General features: G+C 75.3%; 21 protein-coding genes and 2 tRNA genes. 9 read left to right on the plus strand and 14 right to left on the minus strand.

Translation table 11 applies throughout. The annotated features are described in order from the left end of the window. From KVT14_RS02460 to KVT14_RS02480, 5 genes are all read right to left on the minus strand, one after another. Nucleotides 1-1847: GTPase domain-containing protein (locus KVT14_RS02460; protein ID WP_217614220.1), on the minus strand; the 1847-nt coding region annotated here is incomplete at its 3' end. Between the two features lie 464 nt (nt 1848-2311). Further along, entirely contained in the window at nt 2312-3994 is a 1683-nt protein-coding gene (gene ettA, locus KVT14_RS02465) for an energy-dependent translational throttle protein EttA (RefSeq protein WP_147796161.1), read from the minus strand. 150 nt (nt 3995-4144) lie between these two features. After that, nucleotides 4145-4750, minus strand: coding sequence for a single-stranded DNA-binding protein (locus KVT14_RS02470; protein WP_217614221.1), 606 nt, complete (start codon nt 4748-4750; stop codon nt 4145-4147). Nucleotides 4751-5020: 270 nt separating this feature from the next. Then, nucleotides 5021-6505: a GTPase gene (locus KVT14_RS02475; RefSeq protein ID WP_217614222.1), complete on the minus strand. Its 1485-nt coding sequence runs from the start codon at nt 6503-6505 to the stop codon at nt 5021-5023. After that, complete coding sequence (locus KVT14_RS02480) at nt 6502-8193, minus strand: dynamin family protein (protein WP_308160836.1); 1692 nt, start codon at nt 8191-8193, stop codon at nt 6502-6504. Before KVT14_RS02480 ends, KVT14_RS02475 begins: the two co-directional genes overlap by 4 nt. Nucleotides 8194-8357: 164 nt before the next feature. On the opposite strand from KVT14_RS02480, the gene KVT14_RS02485 reads away from it, so the two are divergent. After that, nucleotides 8358-8430, plus strand: a tRNA-Arg gene (locus tag KVT14_RS02485). A 57-nt stretch (nt 8431-8487) separates the two neighbouring features. Next, nucleotides 8488-8940 (plus strand): hypothetical protein, encoded by a 453-nt coding sequence (locus KVT14_RS02490; RefSeq protein WP_217614224.1) that lies wholly within the window; start codon nt 8488-8490, stop codon nt 8938-8940. Nucleotides 8941-9083: 143 nt separating this feature from the next. Here KVT14_RS02490 and KVT14_RS02495 read toward each other — a convergent pair whose 3' ends face one another. The 6 genes from KVT14_RS02495 to KVT14_RS02520 form a co-directional block, all read right to left on the minus strand. Beyond that, complete coding sequence (locus KVT14_RS02495; protein WP_217614225.1) at nt 9084-11426, minus strand: glycoside hydrolase family 3 N-terminal domain-containing protein; 2343 nt, start codon at nt 11424-11426, stop codon at nt 9084-9086. Further along, entirely contained in the window at nt 11423-12400 is a 978-nt protein-coding gene (locus tag KVT14_RS02500) for an ABC transporter permease (RefSeq protein WP_147796155.1), read from the minus strand. The genes KVT14_RS02495 and KVT14_RS02500 overlap by 4 nt, the downstream gene beginning before the upstream one ends. 3 nt (nt 12401-12403) lie before the next feature. Further along, nucleotides 12404-13471, minus strand: coding sequence for an ABC transporter permease (locus tag KVT14_RS02505; RefSeq protein ID WP_217614226.1), 1068 nt, complete (start codon nt 13469-13471; stop codon nt 12404-12406). Beyond that, on the minus strand, nt 13468-14265 hold the full coding sequence (locus KVT14_RS02510; protein ID WP_217614227.1) for an ABC transporter ATP-binding protein: 798 nt from the start codon (nt 14263-14265) through the stop codon (nt 13468-13470). The genes KVT14_RS02505 and KVT14_RS02510 overlap by 4 nt, the downstream gene beginning before the upstream one ends. Next, entirely contained in the window at nt 14262-15083 is an 822-nt protein-coding gene (locus tag KVT14_RS02515) for an ABC transporter ATP-binding protein (protein ID WP_217614228.1), read from the minus strand. The genes KVT14_RS02510 and KVT14_RS02515 overlap by 4 nt, the downstream gene beginning before the upstream one ends. A gap of 62 nt (nt 15084-15145) precedes the next feature. Beyond that, on the minus strand, nt 15146-16819 hold the full coding sequence (locus KVT14_RS02520; RefSeq protein ID WP_217614229.1) for an ABC transporter substrate-binding protein: 1674 nt from the start codon (nt 16817-16819) through the stop codon (nt 15146-15148). 219 nt (nt 16820-17038) lie between these two features. On the opposite strand from KVT14_RS02520, the gene KVT14_RS02525 reads away from it, so the two are divergent. Both KVT14_RS02525 and KVT14_RS02530 read left to right on the plus strand, forming a co-directional pair. Then, nucleotides 17039-17722 (plus strand): TetR/AcrR family transcriptional regulator, encoded by a 684-nt coding sequence (locus tag KVT14_RS02525; RefSeq protein ID WP_217614230.1) that lies wholly within the window; start codon nt 17039-17041, stop codon nt 17720-17722. An 83-nt stretch (nt 17723-17805) separates the two neighbouring features. Further along, on the plus strand, nt 17806-18237 hold the full coding sequence (locus KVT14_RS02530; RefSeq protein ID WP_217614231.1) for a PGPGW domain-containing protein: 432 nt from the start codon (nt 17806-17808) through the stop codon (nt 18235-18237). A 16-nt stretch (nt 18238-18253) separates the two neighbouring features. On the opposite strand, the gene KVT14_RS02535 is transcribed toward KVT14_RS02530, so the two are convergent. Further along, nucleotides 18254-18778: a MarR family winged helix-turn-helix transcriptional regulator gene (locus KVT14_RS02535; protein ID WP_217614232.1), complete on the minus strand. Its 525-nt coding sequence runs from the start codon at nt 18776-18778 to the stop codon at nt 18254-18256. 103 nt (nt 18779-18881) lie between these two features. On the opposite strand from KVT14_RS02535, the gene KVT14_RS02540 reads away from it, so the two are divergent. The 5 genes from KVT14_RS02540 to KVT14_RS02560 all read left to right on the plus strand — a co-directional run bounded on the left by KVT14_RS02540 (nt 18882) and on the right by KVT14_RS02560 (nt 21452). After that, nucleotides 18882-19499 carry an NADPH-dependent F420 reductase gene (locus tag KVT14_RS02540; RefSeq protein WP_217614233.1) on the plus strand — a complete coding sequence of 206 codons (618 nt, stop codon included), beginning with the start codon at nt 18882-18884 and terminating at the stop codon, nt 19497-19499. A gap of 2 nt (nt 19500-19501) precedes the next feature. After that, nucleotides 19502-20164, plus strand: coding sequence for an alpha/beta hydrolase (locus KVT14_RS22230; protein WP_217614234.1), 663 nt, complete (start codon nt 19502-19504; stop codon nt 20162-20164). 185 nt (nt 20165-20349) lie between these two features. Continuing rightward, nucleotides 20350-20553, plus strand: coding sequence for a hypothetical protein (locus KVT14_RS02550; protein ID WP_217614235.1), 204 nt, complete (start codon nt 20350-20352; stop codon nt 20551-20553). A 106-nt stretch (nt 20554-20659) separates the two neighbouring features. Further along, on the plus strand, nt 20660-21322 hold the full coding sequence (gene orn, locus KVT14_RS02555) for an oligoribonuclease (protein ID WP_308160838.1): 663 nt from the start codon (nt 20660-20662) through the stop codon (nt 21320-21322). A gap of 54 nt (nt 21323-21376) precedes the next feature. After that, nucleotides 21377-21452: transfer RNA gene (locus KVT14_RS02560), tRNA-His, on the plus strand. A gap of 145 nt (nt 21453-21597) precedes the next feature. Here the strand turns inward: KVT14_RS02560 and KVT14_RS02565 are convergent. Beyond that, a complete protein-coding gene (locus KVT14_RS02565; RefSeq protein WP_308160839.1) occupies nt 21598-22515 on the minus strand; it encodes a hypothetical protein in 918 nt (305 codons plus the stop codon). Between the two features lie 10 nt (nt 22516-22525). Then, a complete protein-coding gene (locus KVT14_RS02570) occupies nt 22526-23575 on the minus strand; it encodes an ABC transporter ATP-binding protein (RefSeq protein ID WP_217614236.1) in 1050 nt (349 codons plus the stop codon). Between the last annotated feature and the right edge of the window lie 142 nt (nt 23576-23717).

Consider the following 23717-nt stretch of genomic DNA (forward strand, 5'->3'; position numbering starts at 1 on the left):
GCACCCGCCGCACCCGCGGCGCCGGCACCACCCGCCCCGGGCCCGGCAGCGCCCGCGCCCGTCGCACCCGCCGCCCGGCCCGCGCGCTCCGCCCGCGCCGCGTCCGCCACCGTCGTGGCCGCACCCCGCAACGGCTCCCCGCCCGTGAGGACGAGCGCGTCGAGCTGCGCCGTGTACCGGGCCGCCTCCCCCGCCAGCAGCCCGCGCACCCGGGCGTCGAGCCGCTCCCGCGCCTCCGCGGTCAGCCGGCGCACGGCGTCGTCGCCGAACACCGCCTCGAGCAGCTTCTGCGCGACCACGGCCGTGCCGCCCGCGATGCCGACCTCGACCCCGGTGAGCCCGCCGGTCGAGGCGAACGCCAGCACCATGAGGCTCACGCCCAGCGCGTTCACCCCGAACGACAGCGCCCGGGCGGTGCCGCGCCGCTGCGCGCCCTGCTCGCCGACCAGCGCCAGCACGTCCGCCTGCCACGCGCGGATCTCCCGGTCCACGTCGGCCCGCAGCGTCGCGGACGACCGGGACAGGCCGAGGTCCGGCAGCAGCCCGGCGCCGGACGGGTCACCGCGCCACGCGGCGTGGGTGCGCTCGGCCGCCGCGTCGGCGGCGTCCAGGACGACGGCGGCCAGGCCGTGCGCGATCGCCTGCTCGACGGGCGCCGGTGCGGCGGGCCGGCCCCGCAGGAATCCGACGACCGCGTCCCGCACGCGCCCCACCCCGCGCTCGACCGAGCGCAGCAGGTCGCCCGTGCCGACGAGCTCCTGCCAGCGGGCCAGCACCTCACCGCGGAGCATCTCGCCGTCCGACGTCGCCGCGCCGACCTGCGCCGCCGCCTCGGCGTAGGCGCGCTCGACGGCGTCCCGCAGCCGCGCCGCCGCGACCACCTGCTCGTCGGCCGCCCGCGCGAGCGCAAGCCCGCGACCGGCCAGGTCGTCGACGACGCCGTCCCGGGTCGCGACCGCGACCGCGCGCCGGGCGGCCGCGTCGCCGCCGAGGTCCGACAGCCACGCCGCGACCGGCCCGACCGCGTCCTCCGGCAGCAGGCCGTCCGGGCCCACGCCCTCCGCGACCGCGAACAGCGGGGCGCCGGCCAGGCCGTTCGCGTCCAGCATCCGGCGCAGGTCCTCGACCGCCGCCTCGGACCCGGGGTCGACCCGGTCGACGACGAGCGCGACCTGGGCGTGCCGCTCGGCGGCGGTGTGCAGCAGGTCCCACGGCACCGCGTCCGCGTACCGGGCGGCGGTCGTGACGAACAGCCACAGGTCCGCCGCGGCGAGCAGCTGGGCCGCGAGCCGGCGGTTCGCCTCCTCGACCGAGTCGACGTCCGGCGCGTCCAGCAGCGCCAGTCCGCGGGGCAGCGCCGGGCTGGGGGCCAGCCGGACCGCCGCGGCCCCGGGCTCGGCCGCACCGGGGTCCCCGGCCGCACTCCCGTCCGCCCCGCGGTCCCCCGCCAGGCGCGCGAGGCCCGGCAGCACCCGGTCCCCGGCGAACCAGCCCGCGTCCAGCGGGTGGTGCACGAGCACCGGCGAACGCGTCGTCGGCCGCAGCACGCCGGGGTCGCTGACCCGCTCGCCGAGCAGCGAGTTCACCAGCGTCGACTTCCCGGCCCCGGTGGAGCCGCCGACCACGACCAGCAGCGGCGCCCCGGCCGAGCGGAGTCGCGGCAGCAGGTAGTCGTCGAGCTGGTCGAGCGCGGCCCGGCGGTCACCGCGGGCCTGCGCGGCGCCGGGGGCGTCGAGCGGCAGCGCGAGGTCGCGCAGCCGGGCACGAAGCCGGTCGAGGGCGTCCGCGAGCGCGGCGTCCGCGCCGGTCACCGCGCCGGCGGCGGGCGGGGGCGTGTCGTCGGCCATGGCGCCCATCCTGCCGTCCGCCGACCCTCCCCGCCCTCCCGCGGGGTACCCACGCACCGGGACGACGAGTCGGCCGGGCGGTGCCGGGCTATGCCAGACGTGCCCGAGCCGGGCGGTGCCAGGCGTGCCCGAGCCGGGCGGTGCCGGGCGGCGCTCGGCGGTGCAGTGTGGCGGACCGGGCCGTCCCGGGCCGGTCCCGGTCCGTCTCCGGCCGTCCCGGGCCCGCCGGGCCCTGGCGCAGCGACGGGCGGCGCCCCCCCGGGGGGGGGGGGGGGCGGGGGGGGGGGGGGGGGGGGGCGCCGGCCCGCGGGGGGGTGGGGGGCGGCCGGCGTGGGGGGGGCCGGCGCCCCCCGGGCCCGGCCCGGCCCCGCCCCCGCCCCCCCGGGCCCCGGCGGCCCCGGGCGCGGGGCCGCCCCCCCCCCCGGGGGGGGGGGCGCCGGCCGTTGCGGGTGGTGCAGAGTCGCTCAGTCGCGCGTGAGCTTGCGGTACGTCACGCGGTGCGGGCGGGCGGCGTCGGCGCCGAGCCGGGCCACCTTGTTCTCCTCGTAGGAGGCGAAGTTGCCCTCGAACCAGTACCAGCTCGCCGGGTTCTCCTCGGTGCCCTCGTACGCCAGGATGTGCGTCGCCACCCGGTCGAGGAACCACCGGTCGTGGGACACCACGACGGCGCAGCCGGGGAACTCCAGCAGGGCGTTCTCCAGCGAGCCGAGGGTCTCGACGTCGAGGTCGTTGGTGGGCTCGTCGAGCAGCAGCAGGTTGCCGCCCTGCTTGAGGGTGAGCGCGAGGTTGAGGCGGTTGCGCTCACCACCGGACAGCACGCCCGCGGGCTTCTGCTGGTCCGGGCCCTTGAAGCCGAACGAGGCGACGTAGGCGCGGGACGGCATCTCGACGTTGCCGACCTTGATGAAGTCGAGCCCGTCGGACACGACCTCGAACAGCGTCTTCTTGGGGTCGATGCCGCCGCGCGACTGGTCGACGTAGGACACCGACACCGTCTCGCCGACCTTGAGCGAACCGCCGTCGAGCGGCTCCAGGCCCACGATCGTCTTGAACAGCGTGGTCTTGCCGACGCCGTTCGGGCCGATGACGCCGACGATGCCGTTGCGCGGCAGCGTGAAGCTCAGGCCGTCGATGAGGACGCGGTCGCCGAAGCCCTTCTCGAGCTTCTCGGCCTCCAGCACGACGCTGCCCAGGCGCGGGCCCGGCGGGATCTGGATCTCCTCGAAGTCGAGCTTGCGGGTCCGGTCGGCCTCCGCCGCCATCTCCTCGTAGCGGGCCAGACGGGCCTTCGACTTGGCCTGGCGGCCCTTCGCCGAGGAGCGCACCCACTCGAGCTCGTCCTTGAGGCGCTTGGCGAGCTTGGCGTCCTTCTTGCCCTGCACCTCCATGCGGGCGGCCTTCTTCTCCAGGTAGGTGGAGTAGTTGCCCTCGTACGGGTACAGCCGGCCGCGGTCGACCTCGCAGATCCACTCCGCGACGTGGTCCAGGAAGTACCGGTCGTGGGTGACCGCCAGGACGGCGCCGGGGTAGGTCGCGAGGTGCTGCTCGAGCCAGAGCACGCTCTCGGCGTCGAGGTGGTTGGTGGGCTCGTCGAGGAGCAGCAGGTCGGGCTTCTCGAGCAGGAGCTTGCAGAGCGCGACGCGGCGGCGCTCACCACCGGAGAGCACGGTCACGTCGGCGTCCGGCGGCGGGCAGCGCAGGGCGTCCATCGCCTGCTCGAGCTGGGCGTCGAGGTCCCACGCGTCGGCGGCGTCGATGGCCTCCTGGAGCTGACCCATCTCGGCCAGCAGCGCGTCGAAGTCCGCGTCGGGCTCGGCCATGAGGGCGGAGATCTCGTTGAACCGGTCGATCTTGCCCTTGATCTCGGCGACGCCCTCCTGGACGTTGCCGAGCACGGTCTTCTCCTCGTTCAGCGGCGGCTCCTGCTGGAGGATGCCGACCGTGAAGCCGGGGCTGAGGCGCGCCTCGCCGTTGGAGGGCTGGTCCAGCCCGGCCATGATCTTGAGGATGGTCGACTTGCCCGCGCCGTTCGGCCCGACGACGCCGATCTTGGCGCCGGGCAGGAAGTTCAGCGAGACGTCGTCGAGGATGACCTTGTCGCCGTGCGCCTTCCGCGCCTTGTACATGCTGTAGATGAACTCAGCCACTGGCTTCTCGTCCGCCTCGGGGTCGTCGGTTCCGGTGTCGCGCGCGCCGGGCGACCTCGCGGTGCCGGGCGACGGCGCGATCCCCCAGCCTAGGCGATCCCGGCCCGTCGGACCGCGCCGTCGCCGTGAGCAGCCGCCCGGCGGTGCGCCTCAGGCCGTGAGCCGCTCCGCCCGGGCGAGCTCGTCGCCCAGCGGGTCGTCGTCCGGCAGCTCGACCGCCAGGCTGAGGTCGACCGGGGCGGGCTCGCCGGCGGGCGTCCCCAGCGCGTCGACCACACCGTCCCGGCCCTCGCCCGCACCGTCCCGGCCCTCGCCCGCATCGCCCGGTCCGCCGTCCTCGTCCGGCCCGCCGGGCCCGCCCGGTCCGCCCGGACCGCGCGTCGCGTGCACCGTCCGCGTGAACCGCGTCGTCCCGCGGGACAGGTCGTGCCCCACCGCGTCCGCCGTCAGCTCGGCCGTCGTCCGCGGCCGGCCGTCGGGCGCCACCCAGTCGACCAGCCGGAGCCGGCCGTGCACGACCACGGGCTCCCCGCGGCGCACCGCGTCCGCGACGTTGAGCGCGAGGTGCCGGAACGTCTTCACCGTGAACCAGCTGGTGTCGGCGTCGACGTACCCGTCCTGGTCGCGGTCGTACACGCGCGGGGTGCTGGCCAGCCGGAACTTGGTGAACGGCACCTGCCCGTCGTCGCCGAGGTAGCGGACCGGGTCGCTGCCGACCCAGCCGACCACCGTGACCGTGAGCTCGTTGACCGCCATGCGTCCTCCTGGTGCCCGGGGCCGGCGCCCGTGCGGGCCGGCCGTGGGCACGACGCTGCCGGGTCCCGCGCCGACCGCGCGCGGCACCCGTGCCGGACCTGGGGACGACGCGCGGCACCGAGGCCTGTGGTCGGCTCGGCACCCCGTGATCCCGGGGCTGCACCGCCGTGACCGGCCGGCACCGCCCTGGCCCGCCGGAACCACCGTGGCCCGCCTGCGGCCCGTCGCCGCCCGGACGTCAGGCCCACCGGGGCGACCGCCGCGCAGCCCTCAGGCCTCTCGCGCCCCCGCGGCCAGCTCCCGGACCCGCCGGTGCTCCGCGAGCACGGCCGTCGTCGGCTCCGCCAGGCACCGCCGCGCGACGCCCTCCAGCGCCTCGCGCCCGTCCCGGCGCACCCGCTCGGCCCGCCGGGTCGCCGCCGCGCGCCGCGCCCGCACCGCGAGCCACGCGCACAGCACCGCCAGCACCGCGAGACCCGCAGCGAGCGGCCAGCCCAGCCGGAGCAGGTCCTCGGGGCCGGTGCCCGACCCCCACGTGCGCCACGCGCCCGCGCCGGCCGCCGCGACCGCGCCGACGCCGAGCACCACGGCCAGCACCAGCAGGGTCACCGCGAGCCGCGACCGCCGGGTCACGACCGCCACCCGGGACAGCGCCTCGTCCGCGGCCGACCGGATCTCGTCGGTCGGGGCGAGCGCGCCGCGCACCGCCTCGACCCAGCGCCGCGGCAGCCGGGCCGTGACCGCGTCGGTCCACTGGCTGCGCGCCAGCGCGACGGCGCCCTCCTGCACGGAGACGAGCTCGGGCACCGTCGTCGCGCTGCCCCGCACCACCGCGGCGACCGCGTCGGCGAGCGCCGGCAGCCCCGCCGCGTGCGCCAGCGTCACCGCCACGGGGGTCACGTCGAGCGCGTCCGCCGGGGGCTCGGCGTCGCCGACCTCGCCCTGCACGAGCCGCGCCGCGTCGGTGATCTCGGCGGACGCGCGCCGCGCCGCGAGGCTCTGCCGCCCGACGACCTCGGCCAGCGTGTCCCGCATCTCCGCGACGCCCTCGCCGGTGCGCGCGGACGTCGTGCGCACCTCGACGCCCGTCAGCCCGTCGGCCGCGAGGAGCCGGCCGACGTCGGTCGCCAGTGCCTCCCGCTGCTCGGGCGGCACCGTGTCGACCTGGTTGAGCACGACGAGCATCGCGCCCTCGTGGCCCACGAGCCCGCGGAGGTAGCCGGAGTGCAGCGAGTCGTCGGCGTACTTCTGCGGGTCGACGACCCAGATCAGCAGGTCGGCCATCGGCAGCAGCCGGTCGACGGCCTCGCGGTGCGCGTCCTCGATCGAGTCGTGGTCCGGCAGGTCGAGCAGCACGAGGCCGCGCAGCGGCGCCTCGGTGTCCCCGTCGAGGGCGCTCTCCCGCTCGATCCGGCGGTCCTCGGCGACCTCGAGCCAGTCGAGGAGCTTCTCGCCGCCCCCTCCCCACACGCACGCCGTGGGCTGCGAGGTGGTCGGCCGCTTCACGCCGACCTCGGCGAACTCGAGGCCGCAGATCTCGTTGAACAGGCTCGACTTCCCGGAGCCGGTGCCGCCGAGCAGCGCGACGACGGTGTGGTCGACGCCGAGGGCGAGCCGGGTCCGCACCTGGTCGCCGATCCCCCGGACCCGGGTCGCGACCGCGGGGTCGACGCGGTCGCCGCCCACCGCGAGCGCCTCGTCCAGCCGGGTCAGCCGCTTGGTGAGCGCCGCGGTGTCGCTGCGCGGGTCGGTCATGTCAGCCCCTTGATCACGGCCAGCCGCAGCCGCAGCGTCGACGCGGCGTCGGGTGCGAGCGCCGGGCGGTCGAGCACGGCGACGGCCGCGTCCCGCTCGCGCTCGGCCTGGTCGGCGGCGTGCTGCGCGAGCCGGTCGCGGAGGGTCGCCGCCACGGCGGTGCCGCGGTCGCCGAGCAGGTCGACCAGCATCCGGTCGGCGGGCTCCAGCCCCGCGGCCGAGGCCAGCGCCAGCGCCGCCAGCCCCTCGTCCCCGAGCGCGCGCTGCGCGGCGGCGGCCCGCTTGGCGGCCTTCGCGGCGGCGCGCTTCGCGGCCCGGTCGTCGGCGGCGGGCGCGGGGGCGGTGTCGTCGGCGGTCAGCACCTCGACGGCGGCGCCGACCCAGTCCCGGGCGGCGCGCTCGACCTCGCGCGGCCGGTCGGCGGCGCGGTCCGTGGCCGACCAGTCGCCGGCGAGCGTCGTGGCGCCCGCGGGACCCGACGCCAGCGCGTCGCGCAGCGCGGTCTCGGTCGCGGCGCCGACAGCGGCGAGCGTGGAGCTCGCCGAGGAGACCAGGTCCTGCACCAGCGGCATGACCGCGGCCGCGCGGTCCCGCCCGGCGCGGCGCGACCGGTCCACCCGGCCGCCGCCCTTGAGCACGTCCGCGAGCGCCGCACCGGGCGCCGTGAGCTCGGTCCAGCGCGCCTGGACCGTGCCCTGCGCGACGGCGCCTCGGGTGATCGTGCGCCGCGCGTCCTCGGCCGGCGCGCGCACCGCGTCGTCCAGCGCGGTGCGCACCGCCGTCGCGGCCTCGGCCTGGCGGTCGACCGCCTCGATCAGCTCGTCGACCCACGGCCGCAGGGCGGTGAACGACCCGCGCAGCGTCCGGGCCACCACCGTCCGCGCCCGGTCGGCGCCCGCGAGCATCGTCAGCCAGCGCGAGATCGGCGCGACCAGCGGCGGGTCCATGAGCCCCTCGTGCGGGCCGAGGTCCGGGACCACGAACAGCGGGGACCCCTGCATCCCGTGCGAGCGCAGCCGGTCGAGGAGGTCGCCGCGCACCGTGGGCAGCGACGCCGGGTCGACGCGGTTCAGCACCATCGCCACGGACGCGCCGCGCTCGGTCGCGCCGGTGAGCACCCGCCACGGGAGCGCGTCGCCGTACCGGGCCGCGGTCGTGACGAACAGCCACAGGTCCGCCGCCTCGAGCAGCCGGTGCGCCGAGCGCCGGTTCGCCTCCTCGACCGAGTCGACGTCCGGGGCGTCCATCAGGGCGATGCCGCGGGGCACCTGCTCCGAGGCGACGATCTCCACCGCGTCGGTGACCGGGTGCTCGCGCACCAGCTCGGCGTCGTCCGGGTGGTGCACCAGGACCGGACGCCGGGTGGTCGGCCGCAGCACGCCGGCGGTCGTCACCTCGGTCCCGACCAGCGAGTTCACCAGCGTGGACTTGCCCGCCCCGGTCGACCCCGCGACCACGACGATCGCCGGCGCCGACAGCTGCCGCAGGCGCGGGACCAGGTGGTCCGCGAGCTGGTCGACCAGCCGGGTCCGGGACGCGCGCGCGGTGCCGACGCCGGGCACGTCCAGGGGGAACTCGGTGGCCCGCACGTCGCGCAGGAGGTCGGTCAGGGCGTCGAGCAGGGACGTCGCGGCGAGCGGCCGGTCGAGGACGTCCCGCGCCGCCGAGCTCTCCGCCTGCACGTTCACGCCGTCATCCTCTCGTGTGAACGGGGAGGCGGCCAAACGTCCGCGCCGTGTGACCTGCGGCGACTTCTGCGAGTGGCCCGCCGAGGGGCGCCGGACCGGGCCGCGGCGGGCGCGTACCCTGGGGTCCGCCCGGTCGCGCGCCCCGTCGCGCGGCGGCCGGCGACGCCTCCATAGCTCAATGGATAGAGCAACGGCCTTCTAATCCGTCGGTTGCAGGTTCGAGTCCTGCTGGGGGCACCCCGAGACCCCGCCGCCGCGCGTGCGCGCCCGTCGCCCGCGCGCCACACTGCGACCATGCCGCAGCCGGTCCGGGTCCACGTCCTCGGCCGCGACGTGGTCGTGGAGCGGCCGTGGGCGTCGGCGCCGCGCGTCCTCGCCGACGGCGCGGAGCTGCCGCGGGACCGGTTCGGGCGGTACCGGCTCGCGGCGTCCGACGGCGAGCGGGTCGTCACGACCTCGTTCGACTGGCGGGGACTGCTGCCGGTGCTGGAGGTCGGGGACGAGCGGGTGCCGCTGGACCGGCCGCTCCCCCGGGGCGCGTGGCTGCTGCTGGCGCCGCTCCTGCTGCTGTCGCTGGCCGGCGGCGGCGTGGGGGCCGGGCTCGGCGTCGGGGCGGCGTGGGCCGCGGCCCGCCAGCTCCGCCGGGCGACGACCCCGGCGCGCGGCTGGGCGGGAGCGCTGTGCGCAGTCGCCGCGGCCGTGCTGCTGTACGTCGCGGTCGTGGCGCTGCTCCGCGCGGTGTTTTGAGCGCGCGAGGCGCCGGGCGCCCTACGAACACGCCGCGCGCCCCGCAGCCCGCACCCCGCGAGTGCGCACGCGACGCGTCGAGTGCCTATCCACTGGATAGGCACTCGACGCGCCGGATAGGCGGTCGACGACGCGCCTCCCGCTCAGCGCACCTCGAACGCCGCCCGCAGCAGGTCCGCGTCCCGCGAGGACCGGCCCACCAGGACGTCGAACCGGCCCGGCTCCACGACCCGCCGCCCCGCGGCGTCGACGATCGTGCAGTCCGCCACCGCGAGCTCGACGGCCACCTCGACCGACGCCCCGGGCGCGACGTCCGCCTGGGCGTACGCCTTGAGCTCCTTGTCCGCCCAGGACACCGAGGTCACCGCGTCGGACACGTAGAGCTGCACGGTCTCCCGCGCCGGCCGCGTCCCGGTGTTGGTCAGGGTCACCGTCGCCCGCACCGTGTCCCCGACGCCCGCGACGGACCGGTCCAGCCGCAGGTCCGCGTACTCGACCGTGGTGTACGACAGCCCCTCGCCGAACACGAACGCCGGCTCCTGCGTGAGGTCGGCGTACCGGTCGCCGTGCTGGCCGCGGATCTGGTTGTAGTACGTCGGCTGCTGGCCTGCGTGCCGCGCGAACGAGATCGGCAGCCGCCCGGACGGCTCGGTGAGCCCGAGCAGCACCTCGGCGACCGCCTGCCCGCCCTGCATGCCGGGGTTGGCGACCCAGAGCACCGCGTCGGCCGACGCGACCGACGGCGGCAGCACCAGCGGCTTGGACGCGAGCAGCACCACGACGAGCGGCTTCCCGGTGGCGGCCAGGGCGTCGAGCAGGGCGTTCTGCCCGCCGACGAGCTCCAGCGTGGCCGTCGACCGGCCCTCGCCGACGAGCTGGATCTGGTCGCCGACGACCGCCACGACGTAGTCCGTGTCCTCGGCCGCCGCGACGGCCTCGGCGATCTGCGCCGCGTCCGGCTCGACCGGGACGCCGATCTTCGGCCGCGGCTGGCCGTCGGGGTAGAGCTCCCCCGCCGGGTCCGGCACCAGGTCGAGGACGTCGGCACCCCGGCTGTGCGAGACGGCCCAGCCGACCGGCGCCGCGGCCCGCAGGCCGTCGAGGATCGTCACGATCATGTCCCGCGGGTGGCCGTCGGGCAGCCAGTCGGCCTGGCCGGAGTTGCCCGCCCAGTCGCCGAGGTGCGCCTCGTGGTCGTCCGCGAGCGGGCCCACGACCGCCACGCGGCGCGGGGTGTCGTCGCCGCCCGAGGCCCGCAGCGCCCCGGGCGCCGGGACCCCGCCGCCGTCGGCCGCCCGCGCGGCGGCCCCGGGCACACCCGCGAAGCCGCCGGCCAGCGGCAGCACGCCGGAGTTCCGCAGCAGCACCAGCGAGCGCCGCGCGACGTCGAGGTTGAGGTCCGCGTGCTCCGCCGCACCCACGACGGTCGCCTGCGCCGACGCGGACGGCCGGCGCGGGTCCTCGAACAGCCCCAGCCGGAACTTCAGCGTGAGGATGCGGCTCACGGCGGCGTCGAGCTCGGACTCCGCGAGCAGCCCGGTCTCGATCGCCTCGAGCGCGCCGGCGAAGAACCCCGGCGTCGTCATCACCATGTCGTTGCCGGCCTTGACCGCGGCCGCGGCGGCGTGCGCGTAGTCGGGCTGCACCTTCTGCTCCCAGACCATGCGGCCGACGTTGTCCCAGTCGGTGATGAGGGTGCCGGTGTAGCCCCACTCGCCGCGGAGCACGTCGTTCAGCAGCCAGTCGTTGACCGTGATCGGCACGCCGTCCATCGTCTGGTAGCCGAGCATGAAGGTGGCGCAGCCCTCGCGGGCCACCCGCTCGAACGGCGGCAGGAACCACGACCGGAGCTTGCGCCGGGAGATGTCCGCCTCGGACGCGTCGCGCCCGCCCTGGGTCTCGGAGTACCCGGCGAAGTGCTTGGCGGTCGCGAGGATCGCCGTCGGGTCGTCCAGGCCGGTGCCCTGGTAGCCGCGGACCATGGCGGACGCGAGCTCGCCGATGAGGAACGGGTCCTCGCCGAACGTCTCGTCCACGCGGCCCCAGCGCAGGTCGCGGGCGATGCAGAGCACCGGGCTGAACGTCCAGTGCACGCCGGTGGTGGCGACCTCGCGGGCGGTGACCCGGGCGACCTGCTCGACGAGGTCGACGTCCCAGGACGCCGCCATGCCGAGCTGGGTCGGGAAGATCGTCGACCCGACGAAGAACGAGTGCCCGTGGATGCAGTCCTCGCCGACCAGCAGCGGGATGCGCAGCCGGGTCTCGGCCGTCAGGTCGTGGGCGTGCGCGAGCCGCTCGGGCGACGCGTGCAGGATCGACCCCACGTGCTTGTGCAGGATGTCGTCCGCGTAGTCGCCCCGGGCGTCGAGCTGGAGCATCTGGCCGACCTTCTCCTCGACGGTCATCCGCGCGAGCAGGTCCTGCACGCGGTCGGCGACGGGGAGGCTGGCGTCGAGGTAGCGGACGTCGAGGGACGTGGGGTTCATGAGGTGGTCGATCCTTGCGTCGTGTGCGAGGTGACGGCGGTGACGCCGTCGGTGGTGTCGAGGCCCTTGCGCCGCATGGCGCGGGCCAGCTCTCCGGCCGAGCGCAGCCGGGGGTTGATGTACTCGTCGATGCCGAAGTTCAACAGTGCCAGGGCGACGCCGATCGCCGCGATGCAGAGCCCGGGCGGCAGGAACCACCACCACTGGTTCTGGGTGAAGGCGCCCTGGGCCGAGGCCCAGTTCAGGATGGTGCCCCAGTTGTACGCGTTGACCGGGATGACGCCGATGTAGGACAGCGTGGTCAGGCCGAGGATCGCCGCGGTGACCGACCCGACGAACGACGAGGCGATCAGGGCGGTCAGGTTCGGCAGCATCTCGACCCCGATGATCCGCCGCAGCGGTTCGCCGTTGAGCTTCGCGGCCTGCACGAAGTCGCGGTTGCGCAGCGACATCGTCTGGGCCCGCAGCACCCGCGCACCCCACCCCCAGCCGAGGATGCCGAGGATCGCGGCGACGACCCACAGCGGCGGGTTGGTGAACCGCGAGGCGATGATGATGAGGATCGGGATGCCGGGGATGACGAGGAAGACGTTCGCCAGGGCCGACAGCGCCTCGGACCGCCACCCCGGGAGGTAGCCGGCGAGGACGCCGACGACCAGGGCGATCGCCATCGAGATGAGCGAGGTCAGCGCGCCGACGACGACCACGCCGCGGGTGCCGTAGATGACCTGGCTGAGGACGTCCTCGCCGAGGTGGGTGGTGCCGAACCAGTGCGTGCCGCTCGGCGGCTGCAGCCGGGCGGTCGCGTCGATCTGCGTCGGGGAGAACGGGGCGAGCTGGTCGGCGAAGACCGCGACGAGCACGAACACCGCGAGGATCGACAGGCCGGTGAGCGACTTGGCGTTGCGGAACATCGCGAACGACGCGCCGAGCCGGGCGCCGCGGCCCCGCGGGGTGAGCTGGGTGGTCGTCATCTCTCAGGCCTCCGACTGGCGGGTACGGGGATCGAGGACCGCGTAGGCGACGTCCGCCAGGATGTTGGCGATCAGGACGGCCAGCACGATCACCAGGAAGCCGCCCTGCATGAGCGCGTAGTCCTTGGCGTTCGTGGCGTCGAGCAGCATCTTGCCGACGCCCGGGTAGGAGAAGACCTGCTCGACGATGATCGCGCCGCCGACGATGAAGCCGATCGACAGCGCGAACGACTGGATCTGCGGCAGGACGGCGTTGCGCGCGGCGTAGCGCCACAGGACGCGCCGGTTCGGCATGCCCTTGGCCTGCGCCACGGTGACGTAGTCCTCGTCGAGGACCGTGAGCATCATGTTGCGCATCCCGAGCATCCAGCCGCCGAGCGAGGCGACGACGATCGTGGCCAGCGGCAGCGTCCCGTGCCTGATCACCTCCCCCGCGAACTCCAGCGACAGGCCCGGTGTGGTGCCGATCCCGTAGGCCTTGCCGATGGGGAACCAGCCGAGCGTGACGGCGAAGACCGAGATCGCCATCAGCCCGATCCAGAAGTACGGGACGGTCGACAGGAAGGTCGTGACCGGGATGAGGGCGTCCAGGCGCGACCCGCGCCGCCAGCCGACGACCGCGCCCCCGACCGTGCCGATCAGGAACGAGATCACGGTCGCCAGCCCGATCAGGCCCACGGTCCACGGCAGCGCGTTCGCGATGACCTGGCCGACCGGCTGCAGGCCGTGGGTGATCGCGATGCCGAGGTCGCCGCGGGCGAGCATCCCGAGGTAGTCGACGTACTGCTGCCACAGCGACCGGTCGGAGTCCAGGCCGAGCAGGGCGCGCAGCGCGTCGGCCGCCTCCGGGGACATCCCGCGGTTGCGGGCGAGGTAGTTGTCGACCGCGTCGCCCTTCATCAGGCGGGGCACGAAGAAGTTGATGGTGATCGCGGCCCAGAGGGTGAACAGGTAGAACGCGACGCGCCGGCCGATGAACCGCCAGGGGACCCGGGGCCGGGACCGCTCCGCGCGGGTCGCGGTCGTCCCGTCGGCGACCACGTCGGTCTGCGGGCTGGTGGTCGTGGTCATCGCGCACCTCCGGCGCTGTCGACGAAGAAGCGCTCGGGGTCGGGGGACGCCTCGCGGAGCTCCCGGGTGTACGGGTGCTGCGGGCGCAGGATGACGTCGTCGGCCGAGCCGTGCTCGACGATCCGCCCCTGGTTGAGCACGATGATCTCGTCCGAGAAGTACCGCGCCGTGGCGAGGTCGTGGGTGATGTAGAGCACCCCGAGGCCGTCCTCGGCCTGGATGTCGGACAGCAGGGACAGCACCCCCATCCGCAGGGACACGTCGAGCATCGAGACGGGCTCGTCCGCGACGAGCAGGGCCGGGCGCGGGGCCAGGGCCCGGGCGATCGCGACCCGCTGCCGCTGGCCGCCGGACAGCTCGTGCGGCCGGCGGTCGACGACCGCGGAGTCGAGCTGGACCTTGTCCAGCAGGCGGTGCACCTCGGCGTCGACCTGGTCGGGCGGGACGACCCCGGACAGCGCGAGCGGGCGCTCCACGTGGTGCCGGATCGAGTGGTACGGGTTCAGCGACGCGAACGGGTCCTGGAACACCATCCGCAGCCGCTGGCGGTAGGCGCGCAGCGCAGCGCCCCGGGTCGGGACCGGCCGGCCGTCGAGGAGCACCTGGCCGCTGGTGGGCCGCTCCATCTGGGTGAGGATCTTGGCGACGGTCGACTTGCCGGAGCCGGACTGGCCCACCATGCCGATGGTCTGCCCGCTCGACAGCGTGAACGACACGTCGGACAGCGCGTCGATCGACCCCGCGCCGCGGACGCGGTAGGTCTTCGAGACTCCCTGGACGTCGATCGAGGTCATCGGTTCACCGCCCGCTCGGCCGTCAGCCTGGGGAACGACGACAGCAGGGTCTTCGTGTAGTCGTGCTGCGGCCGGAACCAGATGTTCGCCGCCGTGTCGAGCTCGACGATCTGCCCGGCCCGCATGATCGCGATGCGGTCGGAGATCTCGAGCAGCAGCGGCAGGTCGTGGGTGATGAAGACGACCGAGAACCCGAACGCCTCGCGCAGGCTCGTGATCTCCCGCAGGATCTCCCGCTGCACGAGCACGTCCAGCGCCGTCGTCGGCTCGTCCATGACGACGAGCTGCGGGCGCAGCGCGAGCGCCATCGCGATCATGATGCGCTGGCGCATCCCGCCGGACAGCTCGTGCGGGTAGCTCCTGCTGCGGGCCGCGCCGACCTTGACGATCTCGAGCAGCTCGGCGACCGCGGCGGTGCGCCCGGCCCGGGACATCGCGGGGCGGTGCACCTCGAAGACGTCGGCGAGCTGGGCGCCGACCGTCGCCACCGGGTTCAGGGCGCTCATCGCGCCCTGGAACACCATCGAGATCTTGTCCCACCGGAACGCGCGCAGCGCGGCGGCGTCGAGGGCGAGGAGGTCGGTGTCGGTGCCGTCGGCGTCGTGCCAGGTGACGGACCCGCCGGGGATCACGGCCGGGGGCTTGAGCAGGCGCTGGACGCCGTAGGCGAGGGTGGTCTTGCCGCAGCCGGACTCGCCGGCGAGCCCGAGGACCTCGCCCCGGTGGACGGTGAGGGACACGTCCCTGACCGCGTCCACGGGTGCGGCGGTCTCGTACCGGACCGAGAAGTCCCTCACCGACAGGAGGGGGTCGCTCATCTGGGGGGTCTCCTTGCGTGGGGGTGCCAGGGGGCGGCCACGGGCCGCCCCCTGGCACGGGGTCACTCGGTGGGCTCGAGGGTGCTCAGGACGAGGGCGACCTCGGGCTGCGTCGGGTCGGCCGAGGCGTACATGTCGTCCTCGGTCGGCCAGCCGGTGTAGCTGCGCTCGTTGAACAGGCCCAGCAGCGGGTGGGAGCCCAGCGGGATCGCGGGGACGTCCCGGACGAACGCCTGCTGCAGCGTGGTCATCGCGGCGGCGCGGTCGGCGTCGTTGTCGGTGCTCGCGTAGGTGTTCAGCGCCGCGTCGACCTCGGGGTCGCTGTACCGCCCGAAGTTGAAGTCGGCGTTCTCGACGCCGGCGTCGTCGGTCGTGATCCAGCGGGTCCCCATGATCGAGTCGTAGACGCCCCAGGCGCCCTCGCCGTCGAGCCAGTGGATGATCGCGTCGAAGTTGCCCGTCTTGCGGGCCTCGTCCCAGCCGCCCCAGTCGGGCTGGTCGATCGTGACCTCGATGCCGAGCTCCTTCAGCTGCTCGGAGATCAGCGCCTGCTCGGTGTTCCAGTCGGTCCACCCCGCGGGGACCGAGATCGAGAAGGTCACCGGCTCGCCGTCCGGGTCCACCAGCTTGTCGCCGACGCCCGTGTAGCCGGCGTCCTCCAGGATGGACTCCGCCTTGTCGAGGTCGACCTCGTAGGTCTCCCCTGCGAACTCGTCGACGACGTCCGGCTCCAGCGACGGGCCGAGGCCGGTCACCGAGTCGACGACGGCCGACGCGCCCTCGCGGGCGATCTCGACGTAGGCGTCGCGGTCGATGGTCCACGCGAGCGCCTCGCGCAGCGCCACGTCGTCGAACGGCTTGCGGGTGAGGTTGAGGAACAGCGTCCCCGCGCCGGCGGTCGGGGTGACCAGGTAGCGGTTGGCCGGGTCCTTGTCGAGGAAGGTCTCCTGGACCTGCGGCAGGAACGCCTGCGCCCAGTCCGCCTCGCCGGTGGTCAGGGCCGTGGCCAGCGCGGAGTTGTCGCCGTAGGAGACGTAGTGCAGCTCGGGGACCGCCAGCTCCCCGTCCCAGTAGTCCGGGTTGGCCGTGAGCGTCACGGACTCCGTCGACCAGCTGGACAGCACGTACGGGCCGGTCCCGATGGCCTCGCCCTCGCCGGTGAGCGCCGCGGTCGAGGGGTCGTCCAGGGTGTCCCAGATGTGCTTCGGGACGATCGGGACGTGCAGCACCGTGCCCCGCTTGACGAACTTGGAGTTGCCGAACGTCAGGGTCGCCGAGTCGCCGTCGACCTCGGCGCCCAGGTAGTCCAGCGCGGCGGTGTCGGTGAGCCGGCCGTCGAGGTACATGTCGAACGTGCCGACGATGTCGTCGATGGTGAACGGCTCGCCGTCCTGCCAGGTGACCCCCTCGCGCGCCGTGACCGTGAGCTCGGTGTAGTCCGCGTTCCACTCCACGCTCGAGGCGAGCCGCGGGGTGACGACGGTCGGGTCCGCGGTGTTGACCAGCGCCATGGTCTCGAACATGGCGTAGCGGTAGCCGTACATGCTGGCCGAGCTGTCCCCGAGGAACGGGTTGTTCGACTCGGTGGTGATGGCGCCGTCGGGCTTCGCGATGGTCAGCGCGGCACCGGACCCGCCGGTCGAGCTGCTCTCCCCGCCCCCCGAGTCTCCGGAGCAGGCGGTCAGCGCCAGCGCGGCGGCCAGGCCGAGCGCGATCGCCGGGAACTTCACCCTCATGGTTTCTCCTTCGAAACGAGACGCCCGCGCGGGCGTCTGTGAGGTCGCGCCGCGTCGTCGCGATCGCGCTGGCCGGAACGTTACTACACTGTCAGTAAGTCGTTTCCAGCCCTGCGCCCGAGCCGTGACCAAGTCGTGACCCCGGGGGTCGGGGCTGCGGTCGGCGCCACTAGGGTTGGCCGCGCGTCGAGGGGCGCGACACGAGGATGCGAGGATCGGATGAGCACCACGAGGCACGTCCCGCGGGCCCGGCCGGAGACCCTGGCCAAGCGCACCGAGATCCTGCGCGCCGCCACCGCCACCTTCGGCGCGAAGGGGTACAACCGGGGCCCGCTCACCGAGATCGCCGACCAGGTCGGCATGACGCACGCCGGGATCCTGCACCACTTCGGGTCCAAGGACCAGCTCCTCGTGGAGGTCCTCAAGTACCGCGACCGCACCGACGTCGAGGGGCTGCAGGACCAGCGGATGCCGGACGGCCTGGACCGGTTCCGGCACCTCGTGCGCACCGCGTTCGCCAACGAGAGCCGCCACGGCATCGTCCAGGCCTACGCCGTGCTGTCCGCGGAGTCGGTGACCGACGGCCACCCCGGGCGGGCGTACTTCGAGGAGCGGTACCGCACGCTGCGCCAGGACCTCCGCGACGCGTTCGAGGACGTCTGCGCCGAGCGCGGGATCACCGTGCCCGAGACGGTCGACCGCGCCGCCGCGTCGATCCTGGCGGTGATGGACGGGCTGCAGGTGCAGTGGCTGCTGGCGCGGGACGACGTGGAGCTCGCCGAGGCGAGCGCGTTCGCGATCGAGGCCCTGGTCTCCGCGGTGCTGGACCCGCGGCCGGCGCTGCTGGGCGCGGGCGGGGTCGACGGGGTCGGCGGCGGCGCTGCGGCCGGCGCGGACGCCTGACCGCCGGGGGGCGCGGCCGCGCCGCCCGAGGAAGCACCCGCGCCGCCGGGAACAAACCGGGCGGCCCGCTCGTCGTTGCTGGCATGACGACACCGACCCCCGCCGGCGCCGGACCCGCGGGCCCCGCGCCGACCGAGGGCCTCGCCGCCGAGATCGCCGCGGGCGAGCGCACCGACACCGGGGCGCACCGCGCGCTGGCCCGGCTGCGCGCGCGGCTGGACAGCCGCCCGTGGCTGCGGCTGACCTACAAGGTCGTCGTGACCGTCGTCGGCGCGACCGTCGTGCTCGCGGGCATCGCGATGCTGGTGCTTCCCGGGCCGGGCTGGCTCGCGATCTTCCTCGGGCTGGGCATCCTCGGGACCGAGTTCGCGGTGATCCAGCGGTTCAACCACCGGCTCAAGGCGCTGGTGCTGCGGTACTGGCACGCGTTCCGCGAGCGCCGGGCCCGCCGGGCGGCCCAGCGCCGCGCCGCCGCGGCCGCCGCTGCCGCCCGCCGGGGGGCACCGGCCGCCTGACCGCCGCGGCGCCGGGTCAGCCCGCCTCGTTGCCGCAGGCGTCCGAGGGGTCGACGACCGGGTTCTGCGCCTGCAGCCGGTTCTCCGGGTCCAGGGCGCCGAGGACCGCGAGCGCGATGGCGTCGAGCTGCTCGACCTGCTCCGCCGTCAGCCGGTCCACGACCAGGCGGCGCACCTCCCCCACGTGCGAGGGCGCCGTGGCGACGACCTTCCGCCAGCCCTCCTCGGTGAGCGTGGCGAGCGTCGCGCGCCGGTCCCCCTCGTCGCGGGTGCGGGTGAGGAACCCGCGCGCCTCGAGCCGGGCGGCGACGTGCGACAACCGCGGCAGCGTGGCGTTGGTGCTGGCCGCGAGCCCGCTCATCCGCAGCGTGCGGTCGGGCGCCTCGGACAGCTTGGCGAGCACCAGGTAGTCGTAGTGCGACAGGTCGGCGTCGCGCTGCAGCTGGTGGTCGAGCGCGGCGGGCAGCAGCTCCGCGACCGCCTCCAGGCGCATCCAGGCCTGGAGCTCGCGCGCGCTGAGCCAGCGGGTGTCGTCGGTCATGGCGGACATCCTAGCGAATGGTTGACGCTTCAACCTGGACGTCGTACGTTAGTTGAAGCGACAACATGTCGGTTGCCGCGGAGCGACCCATCGAGGAGCAGACATGACCAGCGTGACCATCATCGGGGCGGGCAACATCGGCGGCGCGGTGGCGCGCCTGGCGCTGAAGGCCGGCGCCGACGTGCAGGTGCTCGCGCGCGACGCCGCCAAGGCCGCCGCCGTCGACCCGGCCGTGACCGCCGGCACCGTGGGCGACGCCGTCACCGGCGACGTCGTCGTGCTCGCCCTGCCCTACCCCGCGCTCGCCGAGGTGGCCGCGCAGTACCCCGACGGCTTCGCGGGCCGTGTGGTCGTCGAGACCACCAACCCCGTCGACTTCGCCACGTTCGACTCCCTGGTCGTCCCCGCCGGTTCGTCGGCGACCGCCGAGCTCGCCGCGCTGCTGCCGCAGGCCCGGGTGCTCAAGGCGTTCAGCACCAACTTCGCGGCGACGCTGGCCTCCGGCACGGTCGGCTCCCTGCCGACGACCGTGCTGATCGCGGGCGACGACGCGGACGCCAAGGCCGCGCTGGCCGAGGTCGTCGAGGGCGGCGGCCTGCGCGCCGTCGACGCGGGCTCGCTGAAGCGGGCGCACGAGCTCGAGGCGCTCGGCTTCCTGCAGATGACGCTCGCCGCCGCGGAGCAGACGTCCTGGACGTCCGGCTTCGCCCTGGAGCGCTGAGCGTGACCGACGACGCGCTCGCGGTCGACCCCGCGGCGGCCCGGTGGGCGCACACCGCCGGCGCCGCCCCGGGGCCGGACGCGCCGCTGCTCGTGCTGCTGCACGGCTACGGCTCGCACGAGGGCGACCTGCTCGGCCTGGCCCCGCACCTGCCGGGCGGGCTGGCGCTGGCCGCGCCGCGCGGGCCGCTGCTCGGCGGGCCCGGGTTCGCCTGGGCGCCGCTGGCGACCCCGGGGCGACCGGAGCCGGCGCGCGTCCGGGCGGGCGCCGACGCGCTGCTGGCCTGGCTCGACGCGGACGCGCGGGTCGGCGCTCGCCCGGTCGCGCTGCTCGGGTTCTCCCAGGGCGGGCTGATGGCGACGCAGCTGCTGCGCGCGCGGCCCGACCGGTTCGCGGCGGCGGTCGTGCTGTCGGGGTTCGCGCTCGACGCCGAGGAGCCGGGCGACGCGGCGCTGGCCGCCCGGGACCCGCGGGTGCCGGTGCTGCTCGGCCACGGGGACGCGGACCCGGTGATCCCGCCGGACGCCACGACGCGGACGGCCGCGTGGCTCGCGACGCACGCGGCACTGGAGCGCCGCGAGTACCCCGGCCTGGCCCACGGCATCGACGCCCGCGTCCTGGCGGACGTCGCGGCGTTCCTCTCCCGCACCCTGCCGGTGGACTGACGCCGAGGTCGAGGGTTTCCGCCGAGGTCGAGGGTTCCGGGCGGCTCCGGGCGGGCGAACCCTCGACCTCGACGTCCGATAAATGCGTGACCCGCGGGGGGTGGGGGTGGGAGCGTTCAGGTACCGCGCGGTGAGTCCCGGGGCCCGGCCAGGCCCCTCCGGAACGTTCGAAGGACCCACCCACCATGCACCCCACCCTGACGTTCGACCTGATCCAGGCCGACCACCGCGAGCGCATCGAGACCGCCCGCCTCCTGTCCCGGCACGCCGCCCGGCGCGCCGAGCGCAGACCCGGCGCCGAGACCCGCGGTCGACCGCCGGAACCGCGTCGGCAGCCGCGCCTGCGGGCCCTGCTGCCGGCGACCACCACGGTCGCCGCCATCCGCTGACCCGGGACGCCCCCGTGGCCGGCTCCCGGCGGCCGCCGCGCCGCCCGCACGACCCGGTGAGCCCGTCGGACACCCCGTCCGGCGGGCTCACCCGTACCCTGAGCGGGTGAGCACCCTGAACAACGGCAACGGCAAGGCCGACCGGATCGTCTGGATCGACTGCGAGATGACCGGCCTGGACAGCGTCCAGGACGCGCTCGTCGAGGTCGCCGCCGTCGTCACCGACTCCGAGCTCAACGTCCTGGGCGAGGGCGTCGACGTCATCATCGCGCCGCCCGCCGAGTCCCTGGCGCAGATGGGCGACTTCGTCCGCGACATGCACACCAGCTCCGGCCTGCTCGACGCACTCGCCACCGGCACCACGCTCGAGGACGCGCAGGCCCAGGTGCTCGCGTACATCCGCGAGCACGTGCCCGAGGCCGGCAAGGCCCCGCTCGCCGGCAACTCGGTCGGCACCGACAAGGTGTTCCTCGACCGGGACATGCCCGAGCTGGTCGGCCACCTGCACTACCGGATCATCGACGTCTCCTCGATCAAGGAGCTCGCGCGCCGCTGGTACCCGCGGGTCTACTTCTCCTCCCCGAAGAAGAACGGCGGGCACCGCGCGCTCGCCGACATCCTGGAGAGCATCGACGAGCTGCGGTACTACCGCGCCGCGCTCCTGGTCCCCCAGCCGGGCCCGGACTCCAAGGCCGCGAAGGCGATCGCGACGCAGATCGAGGCCACCTCCGTGGCCGCCGCGCACCGCGGCACGACCGCCACGTCCTGAGGACCCTCGAACACCCGGTATGCTTGTCGACGGCCCCGGAGCTCCGGGGTCGTGGTGGCTATAGCTCAGGTGGTAGAGCGCCTGGTTGTGGTCCAGGAGGTCGCGGGTTCAAGTCCCGTTAGCCACCCCAGCGCGAAGGGCGCCGCTCCCCCGGGAGCGGCGCCCTTCGCCGTTGCTGCGGCCTCGGCGCGCCGAGGTCGTCGGTTCCGGCCACCGCGGGGGCGGCGGAACCGACGACCTCGGGCGCAACCGACGACCTCACCGGCCGTCGACCGTCAGAGGCGGCGCAGGATCGCGTCCGCGAAGCGGTCGACCGCCTCCGGCGCCTGCGCGAAGAAGAAGCTCGGCTCGATCAGCTCGAGCTCCAGGACGACCGGGTTGCCCTCGTCGTCCGGGATCAGGTCGACCCGGGTGTACGCGAGCGGCTGCTCGAGGCCGGGCAGGAGCTGCGGGAGGGCGTCGACGACCCGCTGCCCGAGGGCGAGCTCCGCCTCCGAGGCGTCGCGCGGGGTCATGACCTCCTCCTTGTAGAGGACGCCGTCGGTGTCGCCCGCGCGGTACGGGCCCTCGAGCAGCGGCGCCTTGCGCACCGCGTGCGACAGCTCGCCGTCGAAGTAGACCAGCGCCGTCTCGCCGACCGTGTCGACCTGCTTGAGGTAGCGCTGCACCATCACGTGCCGGCCGTCGTCGAGCAGGTGCTTCACGTGCTGGATCGCCAGCGCGCGCGAGGGCGTCTCGTCCGCGGCGTACCGGCCGGTGTCGCGGGAGCCGGCGCTGATCGTGGGCTTGATCACGAACTCACCGAAGGCCGGGAACCGGGTGTGGATCGCGCGGGCGTTGAAGTTGCGGGCCGGGTCCATCCAGATCGTCGGGACGATCGGCAGGCCGGCCGCCTCCATCGCGCGCTGGTAGATCTTGTCGATGTTCCAGGTGAGCGCCTGGGCCGGGTTGATGAGCCGCGAGGCCTGGGCCACGCGCTGCGTCCACCAGCGGAAGTCGCGCGGGTGCTCGGTGTAGTCCCAGGTGGAGCGGACCACGACGGCGTCGTACGACGACCAGTCGACGTCGGCGGCGTTCCAGACGGGCGTCTCGACCTCCAGGCCGCGGTCCCGCAGCGCCGTCACGAGGGGCGCGTCGTCGGGGTCGAGGTCCGGCAGGGCGGCGCAGGTGGCGAGGGCGAGGCGAGTGGTCACCCTGGGCAGACTACCCACGCGCTCCGGCGGACGGCTCGGGCTCCCCGGCGGCCGGGCTCGGGACCGCGTCCTGCGCCCCGTCGACCAGCCGCTGCAGCGCGGCGAGCACGCCGGGCGCGTCGAGCTCCCCGACGACCTGCTCCCCCTCGTGCACCGGGACGCGGCCCGTCGGCTCGGCCGCCAGCGCGGCGAACGCGGTGTCGAGCGGGTCGCCCACGTGGAGCGTCGCCGCCCGGGCGCGGCCGTTCGCGGAGGCGGGGCCGGTGCCGGTCACCGGGCCGAGGTCGCGCCGCTCGACGCGACCCAGCGCGAGCAGCCGGACCGCCGCCCCCGTGCCGACCAGGTCGGCGACGGCCGGGCTGGCGGGAGCGGCGAGCAGCCGCACCGGGTCGGACAGCTGCTCGAGGTGCCCGCCGCGGCTGAGCACCGCCACCCGGTCCGCCAGCCGCACCGCCTCGTCGACGTCGTGGGTGACGAGCATCACGGTGGTCCCGAGCTCGTCCTTGATCCGGCGGAACTCGGCCTGCAGCCGGCGGCGGCCGACGGGGTCGACCGCGCCGAACGGCTCGTCCATCAGCAGCACCGGCGGGTCCGTCGCGAGGGCGCGGGCGACGCCGACGCGCTGCCGCTCGCCGCCGGACAGCTCGTGCGGGTAGCGCCGGGCGTACCGGTCCGGCGCGAGGCCGACGAGCTCCAGCAGCTCGGCCGTGCGGGCCCGGGTGCGCCGCTTGTCCCAGCCCAGCAGCCGCGGCACCGTGCCGACGTTCTGCTCGACGGTGCGGTGCGGGAACAGCCCGACGTTCTGGATGACGTAGCCGATGCGGCGGCGCAGGGCGACGGCGTCCACGTCGGTGACGTCGTCGCCGTCGAGGAAGATCCGGCCCGAGGTGGGCTCGACCAGGCGGTTCGCCATCCGCAGCGTCGTCGACTTGCCGCAGCCGGAGGGGCCCACGAGCGCGAGCAGCTCGTGCTCCTGCACGTCGAGCGACAGGTCGCCCACCGCGACGGTGCCGTCGGCGTACGCCTTGCGGACGTGGTCGAACGCGATCGCGGTGGCCATGCCGACGACCGTACCCGCGCCCACCGACAGCCGCCCGACCGGGCGCGTGTCGGGGGTGCCCGGTAGCGTCGGGCCGGTGACCAGCCTCGAGACCCCGGGGACGACCGCCGCCCAGATCGCGGCGGCCGCCGGCGACCCCGCG

The organism is Cellulomonas sp. GbtcB1, assembly GCF_019091725.1.
Classification (GTDB): domain Bacteria; phylum Actinomycetota; class Actinomycetes; order Actinomycetales; family Cellulomonadaceae; genus Cellulomonas.

Bases quoted from the DNA above. Each gene is read 5' to 3' on its own strand.
- KVT14_RS02515 (WP_217614228.1), bottom strand. From the start codon at position 15,083: ATGAGCGACCCCCTCCTGTCGGTGAGGGACTTCTCGGTCCGGTACGAG.
- KVT14_RS02495 (WP_217614225.1), bottom strand. From the start codon at position 11,426: ATGAACCCCACGTCCCTCGACGTCCGCTACCTCGACGCCAGCCTCCCC.
- KVT14_RS02470 (WP_217614221.1), bottom strand. From the start codon at position 4,750: ATGGCGGTCAACGAGCTCACGGTCACGGTGGTCGGCTGGGTCGGCAGC.
- KVT14_RS02500 (WP_147796155.1), bottom strand. From the start codon at position 12,400: ATGACGACCACCCAGCTCACCCCGCGGGGCCGCGGCGCCCGGCTCGGC.
- KVT14_RS02550 (WP_217614235.1), top strand. From the start codon at position 20,350: ATGCACCCCACCCTGACGTTCGACCTGATCCAGGCCGACCACCGCGAG.
- KVT14_RS02490 (WP_217614224.1), top strand. From the start codon at position 8,488: ATGCCGCAGCCGGTCCGGGTCCACGTCCTCGGCCGCGACGTGGTCGTG.
- KVT14_RS02475 (WP_217614222.1), bottom strand. From the start codon at position 6,505: ATGACCGACCCGCGCAGCGACACCGCGGCGCTCACCAAGCGGCTGACC.
- KVT14_RS02520 (WP_217614229.1), bottom strand. From the start codon at position 16,819: ATGAGGGTGAAGTTCCCGGCGATCGCGCTCGGCCTGGCCGCCGCGCTG.
- KVT14_RS02535 (WP_217614232.1), bottom strand. From the start codon at position 18,778: ATGACCGACGACACCCGCTGGCTCAGCGCGCGCGAGCTCCAGGCCTGG.
- KVT14_RS02505 (WP_217614226.1), bottom strand. From the start codon at position 13,471: ATGACCACGACCACCAGCCCGCAGACCGACGTGGTCGCCGACGGGACG.
- KVT14_RS02530 (WP_217614231.1), top strand. From the start codon at position 17,806: ATGACGACACCGACCCCCGCCGGCGCCGGACCCGCGGGCCCCGCGCCG.
- KVT14_RS02540 (WP_217614233.1), top strand. From the start codon at position 18,882: ATGACCAGCGTGACCATCATCGGGGCGGGCAACATCGGCGGCGCGGTG.
- KVT14_RS02510 (WP_217614227.1), bottom strand. From the start codon at position 14,265: ATGACCTCGATCGACGTCCAGGGAGTCTCGAAGACCTACCGCGTCCGC.
- KVT14_RS02570 (WP_217614236.1), bottom strand. From the start codon at position 23,575: ATGGCCACCGCGATCGCGTTCGACCACGTCCGCAAGGCGTACGCCGAC.
- KVT14_RS02525 (WP_217614230.1), top strand. From the start codon at position 17,039: ATGAGCACCACGAGGCACGTCCCGCGGGCCCGGCCGGAGACCCTGGCC.